This window comes from Pseudomonas sp. MEJ086 (genome assembly GCF_030209025.1).
GTDB lineage: Bacteria > Pseudomonadota > Gammaproteobacteria > Pseudomonadales > Pseudomonadaceae > Aquipseudomonas > Aquipseudomonas fulva_A.
In genome coordinates this window covers 12,454-34,815 of sequence record NZ_JARVSV010000021.1, presented here as the reverse complement: position 1 = coordinate 34,815, position 22,362 = coordinate 12,454, and the positions used below count along the sequence as shown (strand labels likewise).

Annotated in this window: 21 protein-coding genes and 3 pseudogenes; 8 read left to right on the top strand and 16 right to left on the bottom strand. The window is 59.6% G+C overall.

Annotated features, from left to right (window positions below):
• Window positions 1-13 precede the first annotated feature (13 nt).
• Together QRN22_RS13870 and QRN22_RS13865 are read left to right on the top strand one after the other, a co-directional pair.
• Complete coding sequence (locus QRN22_RS13870; RefSeq protein ID WP_042555113.1) at window positions 14-607, top strand: flavodoxin; 594 nt, start codon at window positions 14-16, stop codon at window positions 605-607.
• Window positions 608-644: 37 nt separating this feature from the next.
• Window positions 645-1,151: a (R)-mandelonitrile lyase gene (locus tag QRN22_RS13865; RefSeq protein WP_042555112.1), complete on the top strand. Its 507-nt coding sequence runs from the start codon at window positions 645-647 to the stop codon at window positions 1,149-1,151.
• A gap of 49 nt (window positions 1,152-1,200) precedes the next feature.
• Here the strand turns inward: QRN22_RS13865 and QRN22_RS13860 are convergent, their stop codons facing one another.
• Window positions 1,201-2,325 (bottom strand): metallophosphoesterase, encoded by a 1,125-nt coding sequence (locus QRN22_RS13860; protein WP_042555111.1) that lies wholly within the window; start codon window positions 2,323-2,325, stop codon window positions 1,201-1,203.
• A gap of 319 nt (window positions 2,326-2,644) precedes the next feature.
• Complete coding sequence (locus QRN22_RS13855) at window positions 2,645-2,923, bottom strand: hypothetical protein (protein ID WP_156152752.1); 279 nt, start codon at window positions 2,921-2,923, stop codon at window positions 2,645-2,647.
• Here QRN22_RS13855 and QRN22_RS13850 point away from each other — a divergent pair.
• A complete protein-coding gene (locus QRN22_RS13850; RefSeq protein ID WP_042555110.1) occupies window positions 2,922-4,178 on the top strand; it encodes an OprD family porin in 1,257 nt (418 codons plus the stop codon). The two genes, QRN22_RS13855 and QRN22_RS13850, sit on opposite strands and share 2 nt — an antisense overlap.
• Before the next feature lie 71 nt (window positions 4,179-4,249).
• Here QRN22_RS13850 and QRN22_RS13845 read toward each other — a convergent pair whose 3' ends face one another.
• From QRN22_RS13845 to QRN22_RS13805, 9 genes are all read right to left on the bottom strand, one after another.
• Window positions 4,250-4,795: a nucleotidyltransferase family protein gene (locus tag QRN22_RS13845; RefSeq protein WP_042555109.1), complete on the bottom strand. Its 546-nt coding sequence runs from the start codon at window positions 4,793-4,795 to the stop codon at window positions 4,250-4,252.
• Between the two features lie 2 nt (window positions 4,796-4,797).
• The gene (locus tag QRN22_RS13840; protein WP_042555108.1) at window positions 4,798-5,766 is read right to left on the bottom strand and encodes an XdhC family protein; all 969 of its coding nucleotides are present in this window, start codon (window positions 5,764-5,766) and stop codon (window positions 4,798-4,800) included.
• A gap of 73 nt (window positions 5,767-5,839) precedes the next feature.
• The gene (locus tag QRN22_RS13835) at window positions 5,840-8,062 is read right to left on the bottom strand and encodes a xanthine dehydrogenase family protein molybdopterin-binding subunit (RefSeq protein ID WP_042555107.1); all 2,223 of its coding nucleotides are present in this window, start codon (window positions 8,060-8,062) and stop codon (window positions 5,840-5,842) included.
• Window positions 8,063-8,229: 167 nt separating this feature from the next.
• The gene (locus tag QRN22_RS13830) at window positions 8,230-9,213 is read right to left on the bottom strand and encodes an FAD binding domain-containing protein (protein WP_042555106.1); all 984 of its coding nucleotides are present in this window, start codon (window positions 9,211-9,213) and stop codon (window positions 8,230-8,232) included.
• The gene (locus QRN22_RS13825; RefSeq protein WP_042555341.1) at window positions 9,213-9,896 is read right to left on the bottom strand and encodes a (2Fe-2S)-binding protein; all 684 of its coding nucleotides are present in this window, start codon (window positions 9,894-9,896) and stop codon (window positions 9,213-9,215) included. The genes QRN22_RS13830 and QRN22_RS13825 overlap by 1 nt, the downstream gene beginning before the upstream one ends.
• A 693-nt stretch (window positions 9,897-10,589) precedes the next feature.
• Window positions 10,590-10,913, bottom strand: a complete 324-nt coding sequence (locus QRN22_RS13820; protein WP_042555105.1) for a hypothetical protein — start codon at window positions 10,911-10,913, stop codon at window positions 10,590-10,592.
• Between the two features lie 106 nt (window positions 10,914-11,019).
• Window positions 11,020-11,409 carry a response regulator gene (locus QRN22_RS13815; protein ID WP_042555104.1) on the bottom strand — a complete coding sequence of 130 codons (390 nt, stop codon included), beginning with the start codon at window positions 11,407-11,409 and terminating at the stop codon, window positions 11,020-11,022.
• A gap of 139 nt (window positions 11,410-11,548) precedes the next feature.
• Window positions 11,549-13,510, bottom strand: coding sequence for a methyl-accepting chemotaxis protein (locus QRN22_RS13810; protein WP_042555103.1), 1,962 nt, complete (start codon window positions 13,508-13,510; stop codon window positions 11,549-11,551).
• Between the two features lie 249 nt (window positions 13,511-13,759).
• Entirely contained in the window at window positions 13,760-14,164 is a 405-nt protein-coding gene (locus QRN22_RS13805; RefSeq protein WP_042555102.1) for a GFA family protein, read from the bottom strand.
• An 87-nt stretch (window positions 14,165-14,251) separates the two neighbouring features.
• Between QRN22_RS13805 and QRN22_RS13800 the strand changes: the two genes are divergently transcribed.
• The 5 genes and pseudogenes from QRN22_RS13800 to QRN22_RS13780 form a co-directional block, all read left to right on the top strand.
• Window positions 14,252-15,166 carry an AEC family transporter gene (locus QRN22_RS13800; RefSeq protein WP_042555101.1) on the top strand — a complete coding sequence of 305 codons (915 nt, stop codon included), beginning with the start codon at window positions 14,252-14,254 and terminating at the stop codon, window positions 15,164-15,166.
• A 307-nt stretch (window positions 15,167-15,473) separates the two neighbouring features.
• Window positions 15,474-16,778 carry a CitMHS family transporter gene (locus QRN22_RS13795; protein WP_042555100.1) on the top strand — a complete coding sequence of 435 codons (1,305 nt, stop codon included), beginning with the start codon at window positions 15,474-15,476 and terminating at the stop codon, window positions 16,776-16,778.
• Window positions 16,779-16,936: 158 nt separating this feature from the next.
• Entirely contained in the window at window positions 16,937-17,710 is a 774-nt protein-coding gene (locus QRN22_RS13790; RefSeq protein WP_042555099.1) for a TerC family protein, read from the top strand.
• A 522-nt stretch (window positions 17,711-18,232) separates the two neighbouring features.
• Window positions 18,233-18,508, top strand: a complete 276-nt coding sequence (locus QRN22_RS13785) for a hypothetical protein (protein ID WP_231570199.1) — start codon at window positions 18,233-18,235, stop codon at window positions 18,506-18,508.
• A 104-nt stretch (window positions 18,509-18,612) separates the two neighbouring features.
• Window positions 18,613-18,720 (top strand): annotated as a pseudogene (locus tag QRN22_RS13780) (IS5/IS1182 family transposase); the annotation flags it as partial.
• A gap of 282 nt (window positions 18,721-19,002) precedes the next feature.
• On the opposite strand, the gene QRN22_RS13775 reads toward QRN22_RS13780, so the two are convergent.
• The 5 genes and pseudogenes from QRN22_RS13775 to QRN22_RS13760 form a co-directional block, all read right to left on the bottom strand.
• On the bottom strand, window positions 19,003-19,281 hold the full coding sequence (locus QRN22_RS13775; RefSeq protein WP_197077039.1) for a hypothetical protein: 279 nt from the start codon (window positions 19,279-19,281) through the stop codon (window positions 19,003-19,005).
• 1,281 nt (window positions 19,282-20,562) lie between these two features.
• Window positions 20,563-20,721, bottom strand: a pseudogene (locus QRN22_RS26470) (CPCC family cysteine-rich protein); the annotation flags it as partial.
• A gap of 355 nt (window positions 20,722-21,076) precedes the next feature.
• Window positions 21,077-21,283 (bottom strand): annotated as a pseudogene (locus QRN22_RS13770) (IS4 family transposase); the annotation flags it as partial.
• 11 nt (window positions 21,284-21,294) lie between these two features.
• Window positions 21,295-21,780 carry a pentapeptide repeat-containing protein gene (locus QRN22_RS13765; protein WP_082045837.1) on the bottom strand — a complete coding sequence of 162 codons (486 nt, stop codon included), beginning with the start codon at window positions 21,778-21,780 and terminating at the stop codon, window positions 21,295-21,297.
• A 102-nt stretch (window positions 21,781-21,882) separates the two neighbouring features.
• Window positions 21,883-22,338: a hypothetical protein gene (locus QRN22_RS13760; protein WP_042555097.1), complete on the bottom strand. Its 456-nt coding sequence runs from the start codon at window positions 22,336-22,338 to the stop codon at window positions 21,883-21,885.
• Window positions 22,339-22,362 lie beyond the last annotated feature (24 nt).

The following is a 22,362-nucleotide window of genomic DNA, read 5'->3' as shown; positions in this document are numbered from 1 at the left end:
CCGGGCATCGCACATGAGCGATACTCACGACCCACTGCGCCGCACGCTGCTCGCCGCGCTCGCCAGCGCGCCCTTTCTCGCTGGCGTCAGCCCGGCCACCAGGGGTGCAGAGATGCAGCGCCAGGGCTCGCGCCTGCTGGTGGCGTACTTCTCGCGCAGCGGTAATACCCGCGTCATCGCTGGCCTGCTGCAGCGCACGCTGAGTACCGACCTGCTGGAGATCCAGCCGGCCACACCCTATCCCGAGGACTACCTGCAGACCGTCGAGCAGGCCCGTCAGGAGCGCAGCAGTGGCTATCGACCAGCGCTCGCCTCCATGGAAGTGGATCTCGCCTCGTACGACACGCTGCTGCTGGGTTTTCCGATCTGGGGCGGCAGTACACCAGCGGTGATCCGTTCCTTTCTGGCCGCCCACGACCTTTCCGGCAAAACCCTGATTCCGTTCGTCACCCATGGCGGCCATGGGCTGGGGGACAGCGAATCGATCCTCGTCAGCCATGCCAGAGGTGCGCGGGTACTCGAAGGCTTCAGCCTGGAAGCCGATCAGGAGCGCCGCACCATGGAGCGCGTCAACCGCTGGCTCGACACCGCCGGGATCAGCGGCTGAAACGCCCTCACCCATTCATCGATTGAGGAGATACGACATGAGTGCACGTCGAACCAGAGCGTTGGTAACAGCTGCCGCGCTATCGGTGGGCAGCCTCAGCGCAGACGCGCAGGAAGCCACCGATATCCGTATCGCACGAGCTGGCGAGCAGCCGTCCGTGCAGGTACCCGCCGAATACTTCACCGGTAACGTCCGCCTGGATGCGCCGTTCAAGGGCAGCGATGCCGCGCGGGTCAGTGGCGGCACGGTCACCTTCGAACCCGGTGCACGCACCGCCTGGCACAGCCACCCACTCGGGCAGACGCTGATCGTGGTCAGCGGCGTGGGCTACGTGCAGAACTGGAATGGTCCGCGGCGGGAAATCCGCCCAGGCGATACCGTGTGGATCGCGCCGGGGGTCAAACATTGGCATGGCGCGACCGCCACCACGGCGATGAGCCACATCGCCATTGCCGAAGAGTTGGACGGCAAGGTCGCCGAGTGGATGGAAAAGGTCTCGGACGAGCAGTACGCGACGCCGCCACAAGCCACTTCTGCGCAGTAGGGCAAGGCAGCGAGCCGTCGATAGCGACGGCTCGCTCACTCGCTTGAAGCTACCCCTTGGCCGCACGCAAGGTGATTCGGGTGATCTCCGACGGTTTGCCCAGGCGCAGCGGAAAGCCATTCCACAGCCCGGCGCCATTGCTGACGTACAGACGCATATCACCCACCGTGTACAGCCCGGACACGTAGCCCTCGTTGAACGCCTGAGTGACCCAGTGCATACCCAGTACCTGACCACCGTGGGTGTGACCGGACAACTGCAGATCGGCACCGGCCAGGGCATTGCCCGACGCCGCCAGTGGCCGATGGCTGAGCAGGATCACCGCCGCCTCCTGAGGCACCCCGGCGAGTGCGGCCTCGATGTCGGGCAGCGGCTGGCCGAAGCGGCTGGCGGCCGGATCGGTGATGCCGGCCAGCACCAGGCTGGCACCCGCGTCCTCGATGGTCACGTGCTCGTTGAGCAGCATGGGCAGCCCCAGGGATTCGAAGTGGCCAAGCCAGTTCTGATATTCGGCGTAGTACTCGTGGTTGCCGGGAATCGCGTACACGCCAAGCCGTGCACGCAGATCACGCAGCGGCTCGACATCCTGCTCGCGGGCAGCGACGGTGCCATCCACCAGATCGCCGGTGATCAGCATCAGATCCGGCTGCAACGCGTTGGCCTTGGCGACGACTGCTTCCATCCACGGGCGCTGCAGAAGTCGGCTGGCGTGCAGATCGGTGAGCTGCACCAACTGCAGGCCATCCAGTTCGGACGGCAACTGGGCCAGCTCGATCTCGACGTCGCGCACATCCGGCACCCGCACCGCCTGCCAGACGCCAAAGGCCGACAGCAACATGGCGGCCGCCCCAACGCCTGCCCGTAAACCCGGCGCCTTGGCGGCACGGCCGACGGCGCCAGCCCGAGCGAAGACCAGCGCAGTGAAATCCAGCACCAGCAGCACCAGCGCGCTGACGATCAGCGCACCGAATGCCCAGCCCAATAACATCAGTACCTCGCCCGGAATTTCCGGGGAAGCCATGCTACCGAAGAAGCTGCGGGTAATCAGATGGTGCTCGGCAACCAGCAGGATCAGCACGCCCAACAGAGCTTTGACGGGGCGCGACCAACGCTGGATGCAGATCATTCGCCAGAATACATAGAGGGCTATGAGGCCCGTGATCAGGTGAAACACGGTTTATCTCGCTTGTTCAGAAGGTGAATCGGCTGCGGCCTCATGTGACCTCGACAGCACAACGGGGTGCCGCTTTTTCCTGTAAGCCTTTGCGACAGGATTAATCAAACAGACTCTCTATAAAGATAAAAGCGGCGCAAATAAAGTATCAACAAACGAATACCCTCATGAGCAGCAGTCATCAATAACAACATTCAACTGTCAATACCGCGACCTAGCATGAATCAGCACCAACTGTATTGCCCATTCCAATGAGAAACAGCACAAAGCAAACTTCCGTATTAATTCACCCACTTTTCTGCGGGCAAAAAAAACCGCCTCATGATGAGGCGGAAACCAAAGGATGATGAACTGGAGAGACCACCGGCTTCTCTCGAAAGCCAATGGTTATGAGTTCATCACCCCGAATGTTATAGGCAAACACCTGCTGCTCAGCATCATTTGCATCGATAGTAATAATCGACTCCTGTGGTTGGCTCGCGCCCCTGCGCCAATGATAACTATCGCACTGCCTCGATATATCCAGGCGAATAATAATTATGTTTATGGAATGGTGAATCAACACTTCAACACCTGCCAATCGACTAGGAGCATCCATGTTCAAGCACAAGAAACTCGCACTCGTCTGTGCGTGCCTGGCAGCAGGCATTCCACTGGCCCAAGCCAGTGAACAATCCGAATCCAACGGGTTCATCGCCGACAGCAGCCTGAAACTGCTGTTGCGCAATGCGTACTTCAACCGCGACTTCAAGAACAGCGCCCCCGATGCCAAGGTATGGGGCCAGGGCTTCATCACCACCTTCGAGTCCGGCTTCACACAGGGCACCGTCGGTGTAGGCGTGGATGCCTTCGGCCTGCTCGGGGTCAAGCTGGACAGCGGTCGCGGCCGCAATTACAGCGCCTTCTTCGACACCGACGGTGATGGCCGCCCAGTCGACGATCTTTCCCAAGCGGGCGCGGCGGTCAAGCTGCGCTTCTCCAACACGGTGGTCCGTTACGGCAACCAGTTCCCGTCCTTGCCAGTACTCGCCCATGACGACAGCCGTCTGCTGCCGCAATCGTTCACCGGCACGCTGGTCACCAGCAACGAAGTGCAGGGCCTCGAACTGAACGCCGGTCGCTTCACCGCCGACAGCCCGATGGGCGACCCGGCGCGGGACCCGAACCGCCTGAAGAACATCGATGTGCTGGGTGGCAGCTACGCCCTCACCGACAACCTGAGCGCCGCGCTGTATCACTCGGATGTGGAAGACGTTTACGAGAAGTACTACGCCAACCTCAACTACACCACGGCGCTGAGCGATAACCAGGCGCTCAACTTCGATTTCAACCTGTACCGCACCGACTACGACGACAACTCAGCCGCAGCGCTGGATTTCGGCGGCGACGGGCGCAACGACCGCAATACCATCTGGAGCCTCGCGGCGAAATACAGCGTCGGCTACCACGCCTTCATCATCGCCCATCAGAGAAACACCGGCGACGCCGGCTATGCCTATGACTACGGCGATGGCGGCAGCAGCGTCTACCTGGCCAACTCCTACTACTCGGACTTCAACCTGAAGGATGAACGCTCCTGGCAAGCCAGCTACGAGCTGGACTTCGCCGGCTATGGCGTACCGGGCCTGCGCTACAAGTTCGCCTATGTGCGTGGCGACAACATCGACACCGGCGGCGACAAGGAAGGCACGGAGCGCGAGCTGTTCAACCAGGTCAGCTACACCGTGCAGAACGGTGCGGTCAAAGACCTCTCCGTGCGCCTGCGCAACTCCATCTACCGCTCCAGCAATGATGTCGGCCCGGACCTCAACGAGATTCGCGCCTTCGTCGAATACCCGCTGAGCATTCTGTAAGGCAGCCGCAAGGCGAACGACGACCCGCAGGTCGTCGTTCGTCGATCACCTTTGCCAGCCTGCACGACGCCCTATTCGAGCAGCCGGCGCACGCGCTGCAGGTCCTCGAGGGTATCGATGTCCGTGAGGATGCCCGGATCATCGAGCTGCAGTTGCAGCGCGCGCCCCGCAGCACGGTAACGCTGCACGACGGATACGGCACCTGCCTCGCCGCTGAGCGCGATCAGCTCGTCGAAGCACTCGCGAGCGAACCCCACCGGATGGCCTTTGGCGCCATCGAAGACCGGCACCACCACGGCACTCTCCGCCAGGGCAGCGGCCACACTGCGGATGCTCTGTGCGGTCACCAATGGCAGATCGCCCGGCAGCACCAGCCAGCCCGAAGCACCTGCGGTGGCCCGCACGCCTTCGGCAATCGAATCGGCCATGCCATCGCCAGGAGCACTATGTACCACGTGAACGGCGAGCCCGGCGCGTTCGACTGCCGTCAGCACATGCTCGAGAACCGGCTTGCCGTGCAGATCGGCGTGCAGCTTGTTCGACGTCCCCCCGGAGGCCCGGAAGCGCGAGCCGCGACCCGCCGCCAGCACGATCACCACGGGAGCGTTCGAGAGCATGGCTACAGCGCCCCCCGGTCGATGCCGTTGGCGACCCTGAGCACATCGGCCATGGTCGCCAGGGCGATTTCCGCCGGCGACTTGCTGCCCAGTTGCAAACCGATTGGCGCGTGAATCCGCTGCATCTCGTCAGGCGTCAGGCCGCCCAGACGGGCCAGCCGCTCCAGGCGCTTGCCACTGGTGCGTTGCGAGCCCATGGCACCGATGTAGAAGGCATCGGTACGCACGGCTTCGATAAGCGTCAGATCGTCCATGCGCGGATCATGGGTCAAGGCCAGCACCGCGGTGGCGCGGTGGGCGCCCTGCTCGGCGATGAAACGGGCCGGCAGCAGTTCGAGCACCTGCATGCCTGGCAGGCTCACCTCGGCGATCACCTCGGGCCGCGGATCGCAGAGGATCACCTCGTAACCGAGGGACAGCGCAAAGCTGGCGCAGAACTCGGCAACCGGCGACCACCCCGCCAGTATCACCCGCAGCACGGCACCCATGCGGATCGACACATGTTCCTCGCCGCGCTGGATCTTCGTATCGCTCATGCTGCCCGGCCGGCACTCGCCGACCCCATTGCCCAGCGGCACATCGCGGATCAGCAGTTCACCGCCGCCGAGTGCATGCTCGACCTGCGCCAGCATCGCCTCGGCAGCAGCACCAGGCTCGATGTACTCGACCAGCACATCCAGCACACCGCCACAGGGCAAGGCACGGGTCGGCGTCAATCCGCCTTCGCCGTAGCGCACCACCTGATTGCGCGTGGCGAACGAACCGCCCGCCACGCGCTCGAGAAAATCTTCCTCCACGCAGCCGCCGGACAGCGACCCGCAGAATGAACCACACGGCAACGCCACCAGCATCGCGCCGGGTGCGCGGGGCGCGGAACCAAAGGTCGACAGTACGGTGCACAACCAGATCGGTTGCCCTTCCGCCAACCAGGCACGCGCCTGCTGAACGACCTGCAGGTCAAGCTGCTTCATCTACACCACCTCGCCACATCAACCAGGCAACGCAGGCCGCCCGCTTGGCAGCCTGCGCTCGTTCGACCCCACCTTAACGGGTGGCCATCAGTTTTTCCTTGGTGATGGGCAGGCTGCGAATGCGCCGCCCCGTTGCGTGATACACCGCGTTGGCGACGGCGGCAGCCAGCCCCGTCACACCGATCTCGCCAATGCCGCGGGCACCGAATTCGCCAAGTTGGTAATCCGGGTAGTCGAGCAACAGCACGTCGATATCCGGCTGATCACCATGCACCGGCACCATGTATTCGGCGAAGTTGTTGTTCACCGGCAGGCCATTGCGCGGGTCGTGCTCGGCCGCCTCGAACAGCGCCATGCCGATGCCCATGATGATCGCGCCCTCGACCTGATTGCGCGCCGCCAGTGGGTTGACCACCTTGCCGACGTCGATGGCGCTGACCACCCGCGCAACCCGCAGACGCGAGATGCCCGGGTCCCAGCGCACTTCGACGAAGTGCACGCCAAAGGAACGGAAGGAGTACTTGTCGTTCTCCGAGGCACCGCTGTGGTAAGTCGCCTCGGCCCGTGACAGACGCTGACGGGTCAGTACATCGGCAAAGCTGGCATTCACGCCGCCCTTGCTCAACTGCCCGTTTTCCCCCAGTTCGATGCTCTGTGGGTCCTGGCCAGCGAAAGGACCGTCGTTCATCACCGCATACTCGCGCAACGTGTCCAGCGCCTGGCGAGTCGCGCCGGCGACGGCAGGCATCAGGCTGGCCGTCACCCAGGAACCGCCGGACAGGGCGCCGGGCGGGAACGACGAATTGCCCAGTTGCACCTCGACGCGATCCATCGGCAAGCCGGTCAGTTCAGCGACCGTCTGCGCGATGATCGTGTAGGTGCCGGTGCCGATGTCCTGCAGGCCGCACTGCACCAGCGCGCGACCATCGGCGCGGAGGATCACCCGCGCATCGGTCGCCACCTGAAAAGCCTCCCAGTTGCAGGCGCCCACCCCGTAACCGATCAGTTCGTCACCCTCGCGCATGGCGCCGACGGCCGCATCGCGCTGGTGCCAGCCAAAGCGCTCGGCAGCCTTCTCGATGGCTTCCGGCAGGTGGTTGCTGGACCACGGCAGGTTGGTGCTTTCGTCTTTGCTTGCCAGGTTGTTCTGACGGAACACCAGCGGATCGACGCCGCTGGCCAGGGCGATCTCATCGATGGCCGACTCCAGGGCGAACAACCCGGGGGCCGCTCCGGGTGCGCGCATGGAGGTCGGCGTACCGCGATTCACCTGGCCCATGCTGTGGCTGACCAGCACGTTCGGGCAGGAATACAGACTCTTGGTCACCCCGCCGCAGGTCTCGGTGTAGTTATCCAGGGTCGAGGTGCTGTTGTAGGACTCGTGACGGATCGACACCAGTCTGCCTTCGCCATTGGTAGCCAGGCGCATGCGCTGGCGAGTTTCCGGGCGGTGGCCGACGGTGGTGAACATCTGCTCGCGCGGCAACATCAGTTGCACCGGCCGCTTGGTAACCCTGGCAGCCGCGCAGGCGGCGATGGAGTGCGGCCATGGCCACAGCTTGGCGCCGAAACCGGAGCCGATGTAAGGCGCCAGTACCTCGACCTGATCGGTGGACAGGTCGAAGACATTGGCCAGCACGTTGCGGTGGTTGACCACCCCCTGGCTGCTTTCATAGACGAACAGACGACCATCGCGCCAATGGGCGGTGGTGGCATGCATCTCCATGGGATTGTGGGTTTCCACCGGCGTGGTGTAGGTGACGTCGATGCGATGCGCCGCCTGCTGAAACCCCGCTTCGGGATCACCACGTTCGTGACCGCCACCACCGGCACGGGCACCGCGGGTACGCAATGCGTCGTCGAGGCTGTTGATCGACTCGTCCGCCTGGTAATCGACATTCACCTGATAGGCCGCTGCCCTTGCCTGCTCGAAACTCTCGGCCACCACCAGAGCGACGAACTGCCCTGGGTAATAGACCCGGTCGTCCTCGAAGGGCAGCCGGTGCTCGTCCACCTTGCTGGCGGTGAGGATGTTCTTGATCAGGTTCTTGGCGCCACTGGGCGTGCGATGCAGGCGCGGGAAATTGCCATGGTGCAGCACCTCGACGACACCGGGCATGCGCCGCGCCTGCTCGTCGTGAACCGCCAAAATTCGCCCGCTGGAAATGCTGCTGTAAACGCCATAGGCGTAAAGCTGACCGTCCAGATGATGATCCGCGGCATACAACGCCGCGCCACTGACCTTCTGACGACCTTCTACGCGCCGCTGGGCGACGCCGATGATTTTATCGCTCATGAAAAGCTCCTGAAGAGCCTTTTCACGATCTAACGAGCTAGAGCCATACAAGGCCTAGGCGGCCCCAAAAAAATAAGCGAGGAAGCGGAGTTTACGGCTGTAAATGAGCATTCCGAGCTTGTTTTCAACGCAGTAGGGCCGACGCGCAGCAGATCGTGAATAAGGGTCTAAGTCGTAAGGTCGCGCAGGTTGCGCATAACCACCTGCTGCCCCAGTGGAATCTTGAAGGCGTTGTGCTCGTATGCACGCGCCCCTTTGACCGCCAGTTCCGCCACCCGGGCGAAGGTCTCCGGGGTGGCCCGCTGACCGATCAGCGCCCGCTCGGCTTCCGTGGCGCGCCACGGCTTGCTGCCCAGGCCACCGAGGGCGACGCGGGCATCGGCGATTCGCTGCCCGTCGAGCACCAGAATGATCGCGCTGGAGGCCAGGGCAAACTGGTAGGAGGCGCGGTCGCGCAGCTTGAGGTAGGCGGAACGACTGCCGGCAAGCGGCGCGTCCAGGGTCACGTGGGTGATCAGCTCACCGCGCTCCAGCGCATGTTCGCGCCAGGGTGTCGCACCGGGCAGCAGATGGAAGTCGCCGAAGGGGATTTGCCGCTCGCCCGCGGCGCCGTGCACGGTGACCTGTGCACCGATGGCGGCAATGGCCACGCACATGTCCGACGGGTGCGTGGCGATGCAGTGCTCGCTGGTTCCCAGCACCGCATGCACGCTGCGATTGAGCCCGCCGATGGCCGCGCAGCCCGAGCCGGGCTCACGCTTGTTGCAGGCTGAAGTACCGTCGCGGAAGTAATTGCAGCGCACCCGCTGCATGACGTTGCCGGCGGTGGTCGCCTTGTTGCGCAACTGCGTCGAAGCGCCAGCCAGAAGGGCCTGGGACAGTACCGGATAGTGCTCGCGCACCAGCGGGTGATTGGCCAGATCGGTGTTGCTGACCAGCGCGCCGACGCGCAGCCGACCATCGGCCAGGCGCTCGACCTGCTTCAGTTGCAGGTGGTTGATGTCGACGATCTGCTCGGGCTTCATCACGTCCAGCTTGACCAGATCGAGCAGCGTGGTGCCGCCTGCGAGGTAAGAGCGTGGTTCGTCGCCGGTCATCGAGCCGATGGCGTGTGCAGGCGACTCGGCACGCACGAAATTGAAAGTACGCATCAGATCGCCCCTCCCATCTTCGACCGCGCGGACTGCACCGCGCTGAGGATGTTCTTGTAGGCGCCGCAGCGACAGATGTTGCCACTCATGGCTTCGCGAACGCTGGCGTCGTCACTGGGGATGTTCGGGTCCTTGAGAATCGCCACGGCGCTCATGATCTGCCCGGACGTGCAGTAGCCGCACTGATAGGCGTCGTGCTCCCAGAAGGCCTCCTGTACCGGGTGCAGGGTGTCGCCCTGGGCCAGGCCTTCGATGGTGGTGATGCTGTCGCCGTCATGCTGCACCGCGAGGGACAGGCAGGAATTGATCGCCACGTCGTTGACCAGCAGGGTGCAGGCGCCGCATTGACCGTAATCACAGCCCTTCTTGGTGCCGGTCAGTTGCAGGCGGTCACGCAATACATCGAGCAATACCGCATTGGCCGGTACGTTCAGCGCGTGCACCTGACCATTGACGACCAGCCGGATACGCTGCTCGCCGACGCCGGGCGCCGATTTGTCCTCGATACCGGGTAGCGCATTCTGGACGGTCGCCAGGGCGCTGTCGGGAATCAGCCCGGACAGCGTCGCCGCGGCGATGCCAGAGGCACCGAACTTGAGAAAACTACGCCGCGTTGGCGATACCGCCAATGCGGCCGGATCCACTTCAACCACCGGGCTGTGCAACGTCTTGCGATCTTTCATCACGGTCACCTCAAGGTCGCTCATGTCGGCAAACCGCTGAACATCGGCGGCTGCCACGACTCATTTCGTTTTATCGCCACTGCACCAGGCATTGAACTTGGTAGCTGCGGCTCTCACTTCGGTTCACTGTTTTTAGTGTCCGGGACAATAAAGACATCCAGCATCGGCACACAACAGCGAGTGCCCATCCCACCAACGACAGGGCATTCGCGAATACGAACGTATTCGTATAAGCAAGGGCGATATACGAACGACCGTTGAAGCTAGCAGCTATCGGCCCGGGTGATTAGTGGCGAATGGCTGCAAGACCTGATGAATGAGGCTCATGAATGGCTGACACCCAACGGGGCCGCGATTATTCGCAGATTAATAAAGAAAGTTCTTTATATGCCTGACACATGAAGAAGCAACTGCAGGGAGCAGGCAACGGCACTGGAGAAACTTGCCCATGGACAAACTTGCCTATTACCGCGTGAGCCTGCTGATAGTTGCAGCAAGCACCGACACTCCAACCCCGCTATCAGGTATTCATGAACGGCAGGAAGTTGCTTGAAGTTGCCTAAACATGTAATCGACCGAATTACGGCATTGCGCCATCCGGAAAGATGCTGAAGTCAGGGCATGGCAGTATCGAAGGGATGAAGCATCCAGAACCGCAACGCAATCGCCTCACGGTTCTGGCAACGCGGCAGATTACACGTACGCCTGACGCGCCGTACCGCGTGGCAGCCGGTTGCGACCGGGAATCTGCTCCAGCTTCTGCCGCCATGCCTCGCGCACGCTCAGCGCAGCCTTGGGCTCAGGTTGCTTGACCGGCGCCTTGGCCGCACGGGCAGCTGCACGCAGCTCGGCCAGGGTCGGCGTGCGGTTGACCGCCGCGGCTGGGGCAGCCTCCTTCTCGAGCGAGCGCAGGCACAGCTTGCAGGAAACCTGCGCCTGATCCTGGGTGGCGCTGAGGCTCGAACCGGTGCGGCCACAAGCGACAGCATCAGGGGAAGGCGAGTAGTGAATGGCCAACGTGACATCTCCAGCAGTAAAACGGGGCGGCGATTTTACATATCCGCCGACCTTTCTGTGCAGTCAGATGAGAGAAGTCTTGTTCAGCGAGGTGCCCTGGGGGCGATCAAACCGGCTGAATGCCAGCCTGAGGTGCTTTCTCGGGAGTCATCGCCGCGCACATGGCGAGAAGCTGGTTGACCGTCCACGGCTTGGGGATCACCGCCACGTTGAGGCCTTCGAAATCGGTGGTCCCTTCCAGGAAGCCGGAAGAGATGATGATCGGCAGATCCGGAAAACGGTCGCGGATCAGGTGGGCGAGAAAGATACCGTCGATATCGCCGGGCATGCTGAAGTCGGTCAGCACCATCTGCACCTGACCGTCGCTGCTGGACAGGAACTCCCAGGCATCGTCGGCACAGGGGAAGGCTTTCACCTGGTGACCTTCGTCTTCGAAGATCTCCACGAGGAGCTCTCTGATGGAGCGTTCGTCTTCGGCTATGACTATCAGTGGCATCGCATGGATCCGGGCAGTAGGAGTCAGGCTCTGACCAGCGGCCATGAGCAAGATTTCATAAATATACACGGCTGCCGACTGGCGGCAGCAGCGCCAGCGATACCGCAGCCTGCCAGGCAGGCCGCGGTGTCGCGCCGCGTCACTCGAGGCGGAAACGGTTCACCAGTTTCTGCTGGTGCTCGGCCAGTCGCGCCAGCTCCTGACTGGTGGCTGCGGTCTGCTCGGCACCGGAGCTGACCTGAATGGCGACGTCGTTGATCTCGACCACGTTGCGGTTGATGTCCTCGGCGACCGCGCTCTGTTCCTCGGCGGCCGTGGCGATCTGCATGTTGCGGTCGTTGATGCCGGCCACCCCGGCGGCGATCTCGGCCAGCAGGTCACCTGCACGCTCGATGTTGGCCGCCCCGGCCCGGGCCTTGCCGAGGGTCTCCTCCATGGAATGGGTGGCGAGATCCGAGCCTTTCTGCAGATTGGCGATCATCTCCTGAATATTGCCGGTGGACTCCTGGGTCTTCTGCGCCAGGGTCCGTACTTCGGAGGCGACCACAGCGAAGCCGCGACCGTGATCGCCGGCCCGCGCCGCTTCGATGGCCGCGTTGAGGGCCAGCAGGTTGGTCTGATCGGCGATCCCGCGGATCACGTCGAGCACGGTGGAGATCGAATCGCTCTCGTGCTTCAGATCGCCAATGATCCGCGCGGTCTCGTCGGCCTGGGTGGAGAGCTCACGAATGACCGCCACGGTACGCTCGATTTCCTTGCGCCCCTGGGTGGTGCTGAGGTTCACCTGACGGGACATTTCCGCGGCATCGCTGGTGCTCTGCGCCACATCGCGAACCGTCGCACTCATCTCGTTGATCGCCGTGACCACCAGCTCGGTGCCCAGGCGCTGCCGCTCCAGGCTGTTACTGGTCTGCAGGGTCACCGCTGAGGACTCTTCGGCTGCGGTGGCCACCTGCGCGGTGGCGGAACCGATCTCGCGCACGATCTGCGCCAGCTCTTCGGCCATACGGTTGAGGTTGCGGGTGATTTCGCCGAACTCGTCCTTGCCCTGATAGGCCGAGCGTGCAGTCAGATCGCGCTGCGAAAGGGCCAGCAGCGCGGTGTTCGCCTCACGCACGGCGAAGTTGATGTTGTTGATGATCAGGTAGGACAGCACGGTCACCACCGCCAGCGCTGCCAGCACGGCGATCACCGTCATCCACAGTAGGCCGGCGGCCTTGTCGCGTGCCTGGGCGGCCAGGGTGCCGACGTTCTGGCCCAGTTCGGTCTCCACTTCGCCCATCAGGTCGATGCGGTTGGTGGAGGTCTGGAACCAGTCGGTGGCCTTGACGCCAAGCGACTCGCCAAGGGGCGTTTCGAATGCCAGCTTCTGCAGGCGCGCCACTTCCAGCCCACTGGGCTGCTGGAGCTTTTCGTCGAGCTTGGCCACGAAATCCGCCGAGGCATTGCGGCGAAAGCCTTCCGAGTACGCGGAGAACTCGCCAAGGTTACGGCTGAAGGTAGAGAGCAGATCGGCGTCGAAACGGTCCTGGTTGAATACCACGCCGAGCATGGCACGCTCGCGCCCGGCCCGTTCCTTCATCTCGATGAACTGGGTGAGCGATGACAGTGCGCGGGCCAGCGAGGGGTCATCGACACTGCGCTCGAGGCCGTGGGTGTAGCCGATCAGCGTGCGGATGATGGCCGTGTAACGCGCACCCGACTCACGGTTGTCGATCGCCAGCTTGTCGACCTGCCCGCGGGTCGCATCCAGGCCACTCAACGCAGCGAGGGCTTCATCGAGCTGTGCCCCGGAGCTGCCGGACAGCGCACGCACTTCGCCCAGCGCCGTGTCGGTCTGCCCGCGCATGCGCTGCAGAACGTCCTGCATGCTCTTGCCCTTGCTGCCGAGGAACACCCCACTGGCCCCCCGCTCACGCTGTACCACGGTAATCAACTGGCTGACTTTCTGTGCGGCGGCGCTGGCTTCCTGGGTTCGATCCATCTCTTCCAGCGTCTGATAGCTCCCCACCACCTGCAACGCGGCCAACCAGAGAAAACCGAGTACCGGACAGGCGAGGATCAGCAACAGCTTTAGGCTCAACGGGATATTTCTGAGCACGGTGTAGTACCTATTTCATCTGCTTCACCGGTATTCCCTGGCGAAGCGAAAACAATTGCCTGCGGTCGCGCTTTTTATCGACGGCGCGTTGAGCAGGAGGAGGCGCATGAAGATGCGGCACACAGAAGCGTTTGGAAAAGGCAGATGAAGTGTTCATCGGCGCGCCCCGGACATTCTTTAGGCGATATCGGCGGCACCGTCAGCGATAGTCGAGAGGCGGCCGGGACAGCACGCTGCCTGCAGTTCAGGTCAATCGATGCGCTCCTGCGTCTCCTGCGGCAAGTGCGTATCCACCTGCAGCCAGGGCAGCCGACTCTGGGTCCAGATATGCCGGTCAGCCGGCGCCAGCGCTGGGTCATCCAGTGTCGCGACGGTCACATCCATGGTTCGCGGACTCAGGGTAGTGAACAGCGCCAGGTGCGCGCCGCAGGCAGAGCAGAAATGTCGCGTGCAGGTCGCCGAAGAGGCGTAGCGCGCGGGCGCACCCTGCAGCCAGGTGAAGTGCTGCAGCGGCACGGTGATCCAGGTGACCAGAATGCCGCCGGTGCTGCGCCTGCAGATGGAGCAGTGACAATGGGCGATATCGCGCAATGGTGCCTGGAACCGATAACGCACCGCGCCGCACTGGCAACCACCCTCGTGTAGCTCGCTCATGGTTCTCTCCTGACGTGCGTGGGTATCCAGCTTGCCTGATCGTGCGGCACTGGCGAAGATGCACGCTCACCACCACCGGGGGCTCCCGTGACCGAACTGCTTCTGGCCCTCTGGCCACTCTTCGCCTTGATCGTCGGCGGTTACGAACTGCGTCGCCGCGGTTTTCCCAGTGAAGCCTTCTGGCCCGGCGCCGAACGCCTCAACTACTTCATCCTGTTCCCTGCCCTGCTGTTCAACAGCCTGGCCACCGCGCCACTGGACAACCCGCAGTTGCCGCGGCTGGCGCTGGCGGTGCTGCTCGGCCTGGGTATCGCCTGGCTGGTGCTGCTGATCGTACGGCGCCTGCAAGGCTGGCCAGCGTCGCGCTTCGGCGCGTTCAGCCAGGGCATTCTGCGCTTCAATACCTACCTGGGCCTGGCAGCGGTGGGCAGCCTGTTCGGCCAGCCGGGCCTGACCCTGGCAGCACTGATGCTGGCGCTGATGGTGCCGGCCGTCAACGTGCTGTCGGTGTGGTCGCTGACCGCCGAGCGCGGCGTCAGCGTACGCAGCCTGCTGCTGCCGATCATCCGCAACCCGCTGATCCTCGCCTGCCTGGCCGGAGCCCTGGTCAACCTCAGCGGCCTGGGCTTGCCGGGCGGCAGCGACCGCCTGCTCAGCCTGCTCGCTGCCGCCAGCCTGCCCCTGGGCCTGCTGTGCGTCGGTGCGGCGCTGAAACCGGAACAACTGGGTGGTGAGGTTCCGGCTCTGGCCTGGAACAGCCTGCTGCGTCTGTTACTGATGCCACTGCTGGCCTTCGCTGTCGCCTACCTTCTGCAGTTGCCGGCCATGGAAAGCACCGTGCTGGTGCTGTTCTTCGCCCTGCCCACCGCACCCACTTCCTATGTGCTCACCCGCCAGTTGGGCGGTGATGGAAACCTGATGGCCGGCATCATCACCCTGCAGCATCTGATGGCCGCCGCCTCGCTGGTAGGCGTCCTTTATCTGCTCGAGCATCTGCTCTAGCGGGCGGCCAGTGCGGGCTTGCCAACCTGCACCGGCATCTGCGAAAACACCTGACGCAACGAAAATTACCTGCATTTGGCGAAAGCTGGCTGAAAGGTTCGTGCTCTAGCATCCGCCCACTGACCGACAAAGATCGGTCGATGAGCTGCCGCCAGAGAGGCCCGCAGCTGCCGTCAACAAGAACAAAACAGGTGATTAACCATGCTCCGCCCTAGTTCTCCACGCCTGCTGCACCCCCTCCGTTCGCCCCGTCGCTAACGCTGACCGCCTTTTCGCACCGTAGCCGAATCACGTCCGGAGAATCTCCATGCTGACTTTCCTTGGCTTTGCCATGGTTTCGACTTTCATGTACCTGATCATGAGCAAACGCCTGTCGGCGCTCATCGCTCTGATCATCATCCCGATCATCTTCGCCCTGATCGGCGGTTTCGCCGCCCAGATCGGTCCGATGATGCTCGAAGGCATCAGCAAGCTCGCCCCAACCGGCGTGATGCTGATGTTCGCCATCCTCTACTTCGCCATCATGATCGACTCGGGCCTGTTCGATCCGCCCGTTCGCCTGATCCTCAAGCTGGTCAAGGGTGACCCGCTGAAGGTCGCTGTCGGCACCGTGGCCCTGGCGCTGATCGTTTCCCTGGATGGCGACGGTTCGACCACCTACATGATCTGCGTCGGCGCCATGCTGCCGCTGTACAGCCGTCTGAAGATGAGCCCGACCATCATGGCCGGCCTGATCATCATGGCTGGCGGCATCATGAACATGACCCCATGGGGCGGCCCGACCGCTCGCGCAGCCAGCGCCCTGCACGTCGACCCATCGGACGTATTCGTACCGATGATTCCGGGCATGATCGTGGGTGCCATCGTGCTGTTCGGCGTTGCCTACTACTATGGTCTGCGTGAGCGCAAGCGCCTGGGCGTGCTGCAACTGCCGGAAGGCAAGATCACCCAGGACGAGATCAGCGTTTCGCAGTTCCCGGAAGCTCGTCGTCCCAAGCTGATTCTGATCAACGCCCTGCTCACCGTGATCCTGATGACCACGCTGATCGCCGGCCTGCTGCCGATGCCCGTGCTGTTCATGATCGCCTTCAGTATCGCCATGATCATCAACTACCCGTGCCTGCAACAGCAGAAGGACCGCATCTCCGCCCATGCCGGTAACGTGCTGGCGGTGGTCGGCCTGATCTTCGCTGCCGGCATCTTCACCGGCATCCTGACCGGTACCGGCATGGTCGACGCCATGTCGAAGAGCCTGCTGGCCGTGATCCCCGATGCCCTGGGCCCACACCTGGCGGTGATCACCGCACTGGTGAGCCTGCCGTTCACCTTCTTCATGTCCAACGACGCCTTCTATTACGGCATCCTGCCGGTACTCAACCAGGCGGCATCGGGCTACGGCATCAGCGCCGTGGAGATGGCCCGTGCGTCCATCGTTGGTCAGCCGGTGCACCTGCTCAGCCCGTTGGTTCCCTCGACCTACCTGCTGATCGGCCTGGCGAAGATCGAATTCGGTGACCTGCAGCGCTTCACCCTGAAATGGGCAGTCCTGATCTGCATGGCCATCCTGGCTGCAGCCCTGGTACTGGGCGTGTTTCCACTATTCGGTAGCTAGCGGATCAGTCGACGTTTCAGCGCAAACTGCGGTGTGCTGAAACGTCGATAGCCCTCGATGCACACATTTTGACGAAATTTTCACACGACTAGCGCTAGAATTCGGCACCCTGGCCGCGTTTTCGCGCTAGTCGTCCACTCACTCGCAAGGAACATCTAATGGAATGGCTGACCAACCCGGAAATCTGGGTTGCCTTCTTGACCCTGACTGCCCTGGAAATCGTCCTGGGCATCGACAACATCATCATGATCGCAATTCTGGTCAGCCGCATGCCGCAGCACCTGCAAGCGCGCACTCGCTTCTTCGGCCTGGCCCTGGCGATGGTTACGCGCATCCTGCTGCTGCTGTCCATCACCTGGATCATGCGCCTGACCGCTGACCTGTTCTTCATCTTCGGCCAGGGTATTTCCGGTCGTGACCTGATCCTGTTCTTCGGTGGCCTGTTCCTGCTCTGGAAGAGCAGCAGCGAGATCTATCACAGCCTGGAAGGTGAAGAAGATAACGTGGAAGCGCCCAAGGGCGCGGCCAAGCACTTCATCGGCACCATCATTCAGATCGCCATCATCGACATCGTGTTCTCTCTGGATTCGGTGATCACCGCGGTCGGCATGGTTTCCCATGTACCGGTCATGGTCGCGGCCATCGTCGTTGCCGTCATCGTGATGATGATCTGCGCCGGCACCATCAGCGACTTCATCGAGAAACACCCGAGCCTGAAGATACTCGCCCTGTCGTTCCTCATCGTGGTCGGCACCGTGCTGATCGCCGAGAGCTTCGAAGTCCACGTACCGAAAGGCTACGTCTACTTCGCCATGGCCTTCTCGCTGGGCGTTGAAGCCCTGAACATCCGCCTGCGTAACGCCCGCCGCCGCAAGGAAGGCCTGGACGACGTAGAACCGGTGAAACTGCGCAAGGACGTTCCTGGGCAGTGATCGGCTCACGCTGATGCAATGAAAAACGGGGCCTTTCAAGGCCCCGTTTTTTTATGCCTGCTCGATGGGCCCGGTACCCGGAAGAGCACCTGCCTGACAAACTCGCTGGCGTTAACCCGAGACACGGCATGCCCCGCTCCACCACGCCGCAGCTTGAACGAGCTCACCGGATTGCACTGCAACCGTCGCCACGCTAATCTGCCCACGTCGCTGCCTATTCAGCGACCGGGTTTGGCGACCCGATCAGCAAAAGGCGCACAGGCGCCCATATCTCCATTGCAGGCGCTTTTTTGTGCCCGTAGCAATGCAGTGTTATGGCGGCCGTGCGTGGGAGACCTTCGGGTCTGCCGGGTTCCTTTTGCCCCGGTTCGCCAACCTGCGCACGGCTGCCACCCATAATCGTTTGGCGACGGTTCGTGGCAGCTTCCAGCATGCAAAAGGAGTATTGCCACATGAAGCACTCGCACAGCCCCGATCCGTCAGCACGAACCCATGCCGATTGCGAAAAAGGGGGCCAGCACCATGACTGACCTTCTCCCGCTATCCAGCAACCCGAGCAGCACACCCGTACTGCTGATCGATACCAGCCGCTCCTACATCGACCTGCAGGAAAGCGCCGAACAACGCCTCGGCGCGGTTCGTGGCCTGCTGCAGAGCCTCGCGCTCATGAACATCACCCTGGCGGATGCCAAGGACCTGCGCTACCTCTGCGAAGCCGCGTACCTGCTGACCGAGGACGCCTATGATCTGGCCAGAGCCGCCCACCATGCGGCAATGCGCGAGGGGCGCCAACACTGAGAAGGTATGGACGAAAAACGGGGCCTGGAAACAGGCCCCATTTACGTCTGACGCCGGGCACGCCGCTGTTCATGAATGGCAGCGTGAAGGCAGGGACCGATGCGCGTATTGAGCGGACCACCGCACAGACTCAATTCCAGGCCGAGCATCCGTTTCGAGTGATCAGGCACCAGTGTGATTACACCAAGGTGCGCTTTCGCGGCTTGGTGCAACCAAGCTCAGGTGCTGGGGTAGATTTGTGGGGATTCCTCAGGCTCTGCCCCCATAAACCCAGTATTAGCTTTAAATTCTTAGCAAATCACCCTCAGTAGCAAGTGTATGCGTGCAGCTCCCCTCGGCAGCAAGGACCTTCAAGAAACCTGGAAGATCAAACTCAGCTTTCTCAACAACTTCAGAATTTGAGTCATAGCAATATACAGACTCACTATCTGGCAGTGCTGTTTGCAAGAAACAATACTAAGCCTCAGAAACAAACGAGAAAACAAACGGCTTATTTAAATACTCAAAGAAACCCATCTCTTGCATTTCGAAAAAAAGCCAAATTGAAAAAGCAAGTGATCACGAACAAACCAATGAGGCCGATAAATATGAATAACATCATCACCTATCAATCCTCCACTGCTCTTACCCATTTCAACTAGAAAAGCCCTAAGGGAATCCTTCACCTCAATATTGTAGAGCCTACCGACCCTGTCTAAGTCCTCGAGAGTATAACCTATACAGCCCTCCCCCCTAGAATCAGCACCAAAAAGAGATTTAACTAAATTGCTCATGGGTCCTTCCTAGCACTACGCTGAAAAATAAAACATCAAACAACGGGTTCTCCCCAAAAAAATCCTACTTATTAAAGCACAACGAGCACACACCTGTCTTAGAGGGCGAAGCATTCTGAACACCAATTGAAACCGTCGCAGTACCTCCAGAATAAACATCCTGCAAATAGTCCATAAGTTTCTGTTTAGCTTGATTAACATTGATAGAGCCTCTAGTTCCGGCTGAAACACAAGAAATAGAATTAGAGCCCTTCGCAACTACTTTGTAATCCACTCCATTGACATTTAACGTTCTGAGGAGCGTTCCCTCATCAACAAAAGCGCTTTTCGGTCTTCCAATTACTCGGTCGGCGAAAACAGGCGCTCCCGGTAATCTGGCAGTAGCGAATCAACCTGTTCAAACAACTCGGGGCCGGTCTACAGATTGAAGAACGTATAGGCATCTGCATTGGATGTGAGATGATGGCTACGGCGATGTTGAAGAATTGCAGCTCGGCGCCTAGGATTCACCTGGGCTGCCCCGTGGGCTCGGTGTGCGTTCGCAACTATCACCGTAGCCTGAGAGCAGCCTTTCTTCTTCTAGATCAATCGGTTAACGCGCAAGCAAGTGCCATTCGACTCTGACCTCATCGACTCTGTGAGTGCCCCTTTCTGCTCATTATCTATTTTCTCTATTCCCAACCCAATACGCCGCCGCACCAGCCCCAATTAAGTAATCGTGGTCATTGTGACATAGCAAAAGGCTGAATTTATCATCAGTTAGATAAAACACGAATCCGGGACACTCTGACAAAATTCTGACTACATCATTACCTGTAGCAATAGAGAACATAGTAGCTTCATCATCCCTATCGAAAAACATAGTAACCCTGCTAAAAAATGGAAACTCAGAAATTGCTCTCCATCCGTCTGGCTCATAACTACTGCAATCACCACTCAACCGCTCCCATAGAGGAGAGCCTCCATTCCCATGGGAATATTTCCTCTCAATGCAAACCCTGACAGTCGCCGTCTCTTCACTATTAAGCTGCGCCACAGAACACCCTAGAGCATTACTAGCACTCAAAACTGCGTCTTTAATAAAACCCATAAAAGTCACCGTTCATGGGGAGCATCATCTAAAATTATGAAAGGTATTAGGGGACAGACCACGATTCACTCAAAGATCGAGAAATAATCGTGATCTGCCCCCTATTACTCCGTACTCCGGAGATTTTTTGACCAGTGAACACATGAGTGCAATCGGCTCTAAATTCTCCCCATTGGCCTTCACTCAGCAATCTATCCAGGCAGCGGCCGCCTGACAGCACCCAAGCTCTCCTTGTTAATGGCGCCTATAGCGCTGAAGTTAACTTTGGCCTGCTCAAGGCTAACGGAATTTGCACCGCCCTCATATGTTGGGTCACGATATTGTACCTCGTCATCCTCCCATCCACAGACGGGACAACCTGAAAAGTACCGGGCGGACCTTCATCAAATGTTAGATTTTTACAGCAAGGACAAACATAACTCATATCTAAAACCTCTCACCGCCTGTTCCAATAATTAATTCCATCTGCGGGGCGAAACATAGTTCTCGAAGCTCCATCCTGCCCCAGCACGCCAAAGGTATTAGTTTTTGGATCATATCTGAGAGTATCACCGCGAGAGTTTTTTGGTCAGTGTGCTTTGAGGCGGATTCGTTAAAAAATTTTAGCTTGCTCAGCATACTGCTTCGCATTCTTCGGTATTAGGGGACAGACCATGACTCACTCAAAGATCGAGAATAATCGTGGTCTTTTCCCTATTACTTATTCAGCTCCCGGACCTCCAGATGGGCAGGCGCTTGATCGCAGCTGGCCTGACTCATCCAGGTGGGCCGCCTGGATGGCCTCTCTAGGGTGATTAGGTGATCGCGTATGCCAAAGCGCTCGCCTCGCCGGAAGTCGGTACTCCGTCGGCGAGCACCATATTTTTCGAACACATCTTCAATGCCTCTGCGCGGCAATTCGCAGAGAAAAAAACAGACAACGCTTAGGTTTTTTTCTTTAACAAACCGTGTTCATCGGGGTTGAAATTTTTTGGCCAGATAGTTTTACTATCATATAATGCCCCCTGAAGCTTACATTGATCCAGTCCGAAGACACTAAAGTCCGCACCAGATAATTCTGCACCGCGAAAGTCTCCCCCTTCCACATTGGAATTTTTAAGACTTGCTAAGCTAAATTCTGTTTCAGTGAAATCAGAATACATAAGTAACGATTCAGAAAGATCACTCCCCCTCATTCTAGACCCCGTTAATACCGCATTAACCAAAGAAACCTTCTTCATTTTTGAATCATTCAACACAGAGCAATAAAAAACAGAACCCCTTAAATCACAACCGGTAAAATCTGCTTTACTAAAATCCAAATATTCAAATATAGCGCGATGAAAATTAATACCTTTAATATCAGCACCAACAAAGCTATCAATAGAAAGCTCAAGGGAATCGCCCGTCTCAAACCTCACAGTAATCATCTGTTATCCCATTCCAATAGAAAAGGAGACAGATTTATTTAATCTTAACCACCCGAAAAATAAATCAGTCCGCTTTCCGCTTGCCCCCTTTTCCTGCTACGTTTAAAGAATCAAGCGTTTCAGGCCCTCACAAAAGCTCTTGAAATCAGAAACCTCAACAACAGTCTCTAATCCAAAATATGTATTAGAAGACGCCTCATCTGCCTTACCACAATTAAACAATATAATTATAGAAAAATACCCATCAGAAACATCAATCACTTCACCATCTAAGAACTGTATCTGAATATCGCTCTCCAAAGGAACATAAGAAAGTGACTGCGCATATTCACCAAGGATTAATCCTCGCACATGCTTATCAAACTGAGCAACCAACCTCTCTATATCTTTACCGTACAGTCTACAGGCAAAATCCCCCTGTAAGAACCTAGAAAAATTCTTAGCCAAAGCACAGGAAATCTTGAAGTCAAAAAAACCTTCATCGTCACACACTTTGACAGGCGAAAACATTAAGCACCCAGCTTCTGTCTGGAAAACAATATCTGAAAAATTATTCATTTTAAAAAGGCAAATCCTCCCAGT

Excerpts from the sequence above, each read along its gene's own strand:
- QRN22_RS13870 (WP_042555113.1), top strand. The coding sequence starts at position 14 with ATGAGCGATACTCACGACCCACTGCGCCGCACGCTGCTCGCCGCGCTC.
- QRN22_RS13865 (WP_042555112.1), top strand. The coding sequence starts at position 645 with ATGAGTGCACGTCGAACCAGAGCGTTGGTAACAGCTGCCGCGCTATCG.
- QRN22_RS13850 (WP_042555110.1), top strand. The coding sequence starts at position 2,922 with ATGTTCAAGCACAAGAAACTCGCACTCGTCTGTGCGTGCCTGGCAGCA.
- QRN22_RS13855 (WP_156152752.1), bottom strand. The coding sequence starts at position 2,923 with ATGGATGCTCCTAGTCGATTGGCAGGTGTTGAAGTGTTGATTCACCAT.
- QRN22_RS13845 (WP_042555109.1), bottom strand. The coding sequence starts at position 4,795 with ATGCTCTCGAACGCTCCCGTGGTGATCGTGCTGGCGGCGGGTCGCGGC.
- QRN22_RS13840 (WP_042555108.1), bottom strand. The coding sequence starts at position 5,766 with ATGAAGCAGCTTGACCTGCAGGTCGTTCAGCAGGCGCGTGCCTGGTTG.
- QRN22_RS13835 (WP_042555107.1), bottom strand. The coding sequence starts at position 8,062 with ATGAGCGATAAAATCATCGGCGTCGCCCAGCGGCGCGTAGAAGGTCGT.
- QRN22_RS13830 (WP_042555106.1), bottom strand. The coding sequence starts at position 9,213 with ATGCGTACTTTCAATTTCGTGCGTGCCGAGTCGCCTGCACACGCCATC.
- QRN22_RS13825 (WP_042555341.1), bottom strand. The coding sequence starts at position 9,896 with ATGAAAGATCGCAAGACGTTGCACAGCCCGGTGGTTGAAGTGGATCCG.
- QRN22_RS13815 (WP_042555104.1), bottom strand. The coding sequence starts at position 11,409 with ATGCCACTGATAGTCATAGCCGAAGACGAACGCTCCATCAGAGAGCTC.
- QRN22_RS13805 (WP_042555102.1), bottom strand. The coding sequence starts at position 14,164 with ATGAGCGAGCTACACGAGGGTGGTTGCCAGTGCGGCGCGGTGCGTTAT.
- QRN22_RS13795 (WP_042555100.1), top strand. The coding sequence starts at position 15,474 with ATGCTGACTTTCCTTGGCTTTGCCATGGTTTCGACTTTCATGTACCTG.
- QRN22_RS13790 (WP_042555099.1), top strand. The coding sequence starts at position 16,937 with ATGGAATGGCTGACCAACCCGGAAATCTGGGTTGCCTTCTTGACCCTG.
- QRN22_RS13785 (WP_231570199.1), top strand. The coding sequence starts at position 18,233 with ATGACTGACCTTCTCCCGCTATCCAGCAACCCGAGCAGCACACCCGTA.
- QRN22_RS13775 (WP_197077039.1), bottom strand. The coding sequence starts at position 19,281 with ATGAGCAATTTAGTTAAATCTCTTTTTGGTGCTGATTCTAGGGGGGAG.
- QRN22_RS13765 (WP_082045837.1), bottom strand. The coding sequence starts at position 21,780 with ATGATTACTGTGAGGTTTGAGACGGGCGATTCCCTTGAGCTTTCTATT.
- QRN22_RS13760 (WP_042555097.1), bottom strand. The coding sequence starts at position 22,338 with ATGAATAATTTTTCAGATATTGTTTTCCAGACAGAAGCTGGGTGCTTA.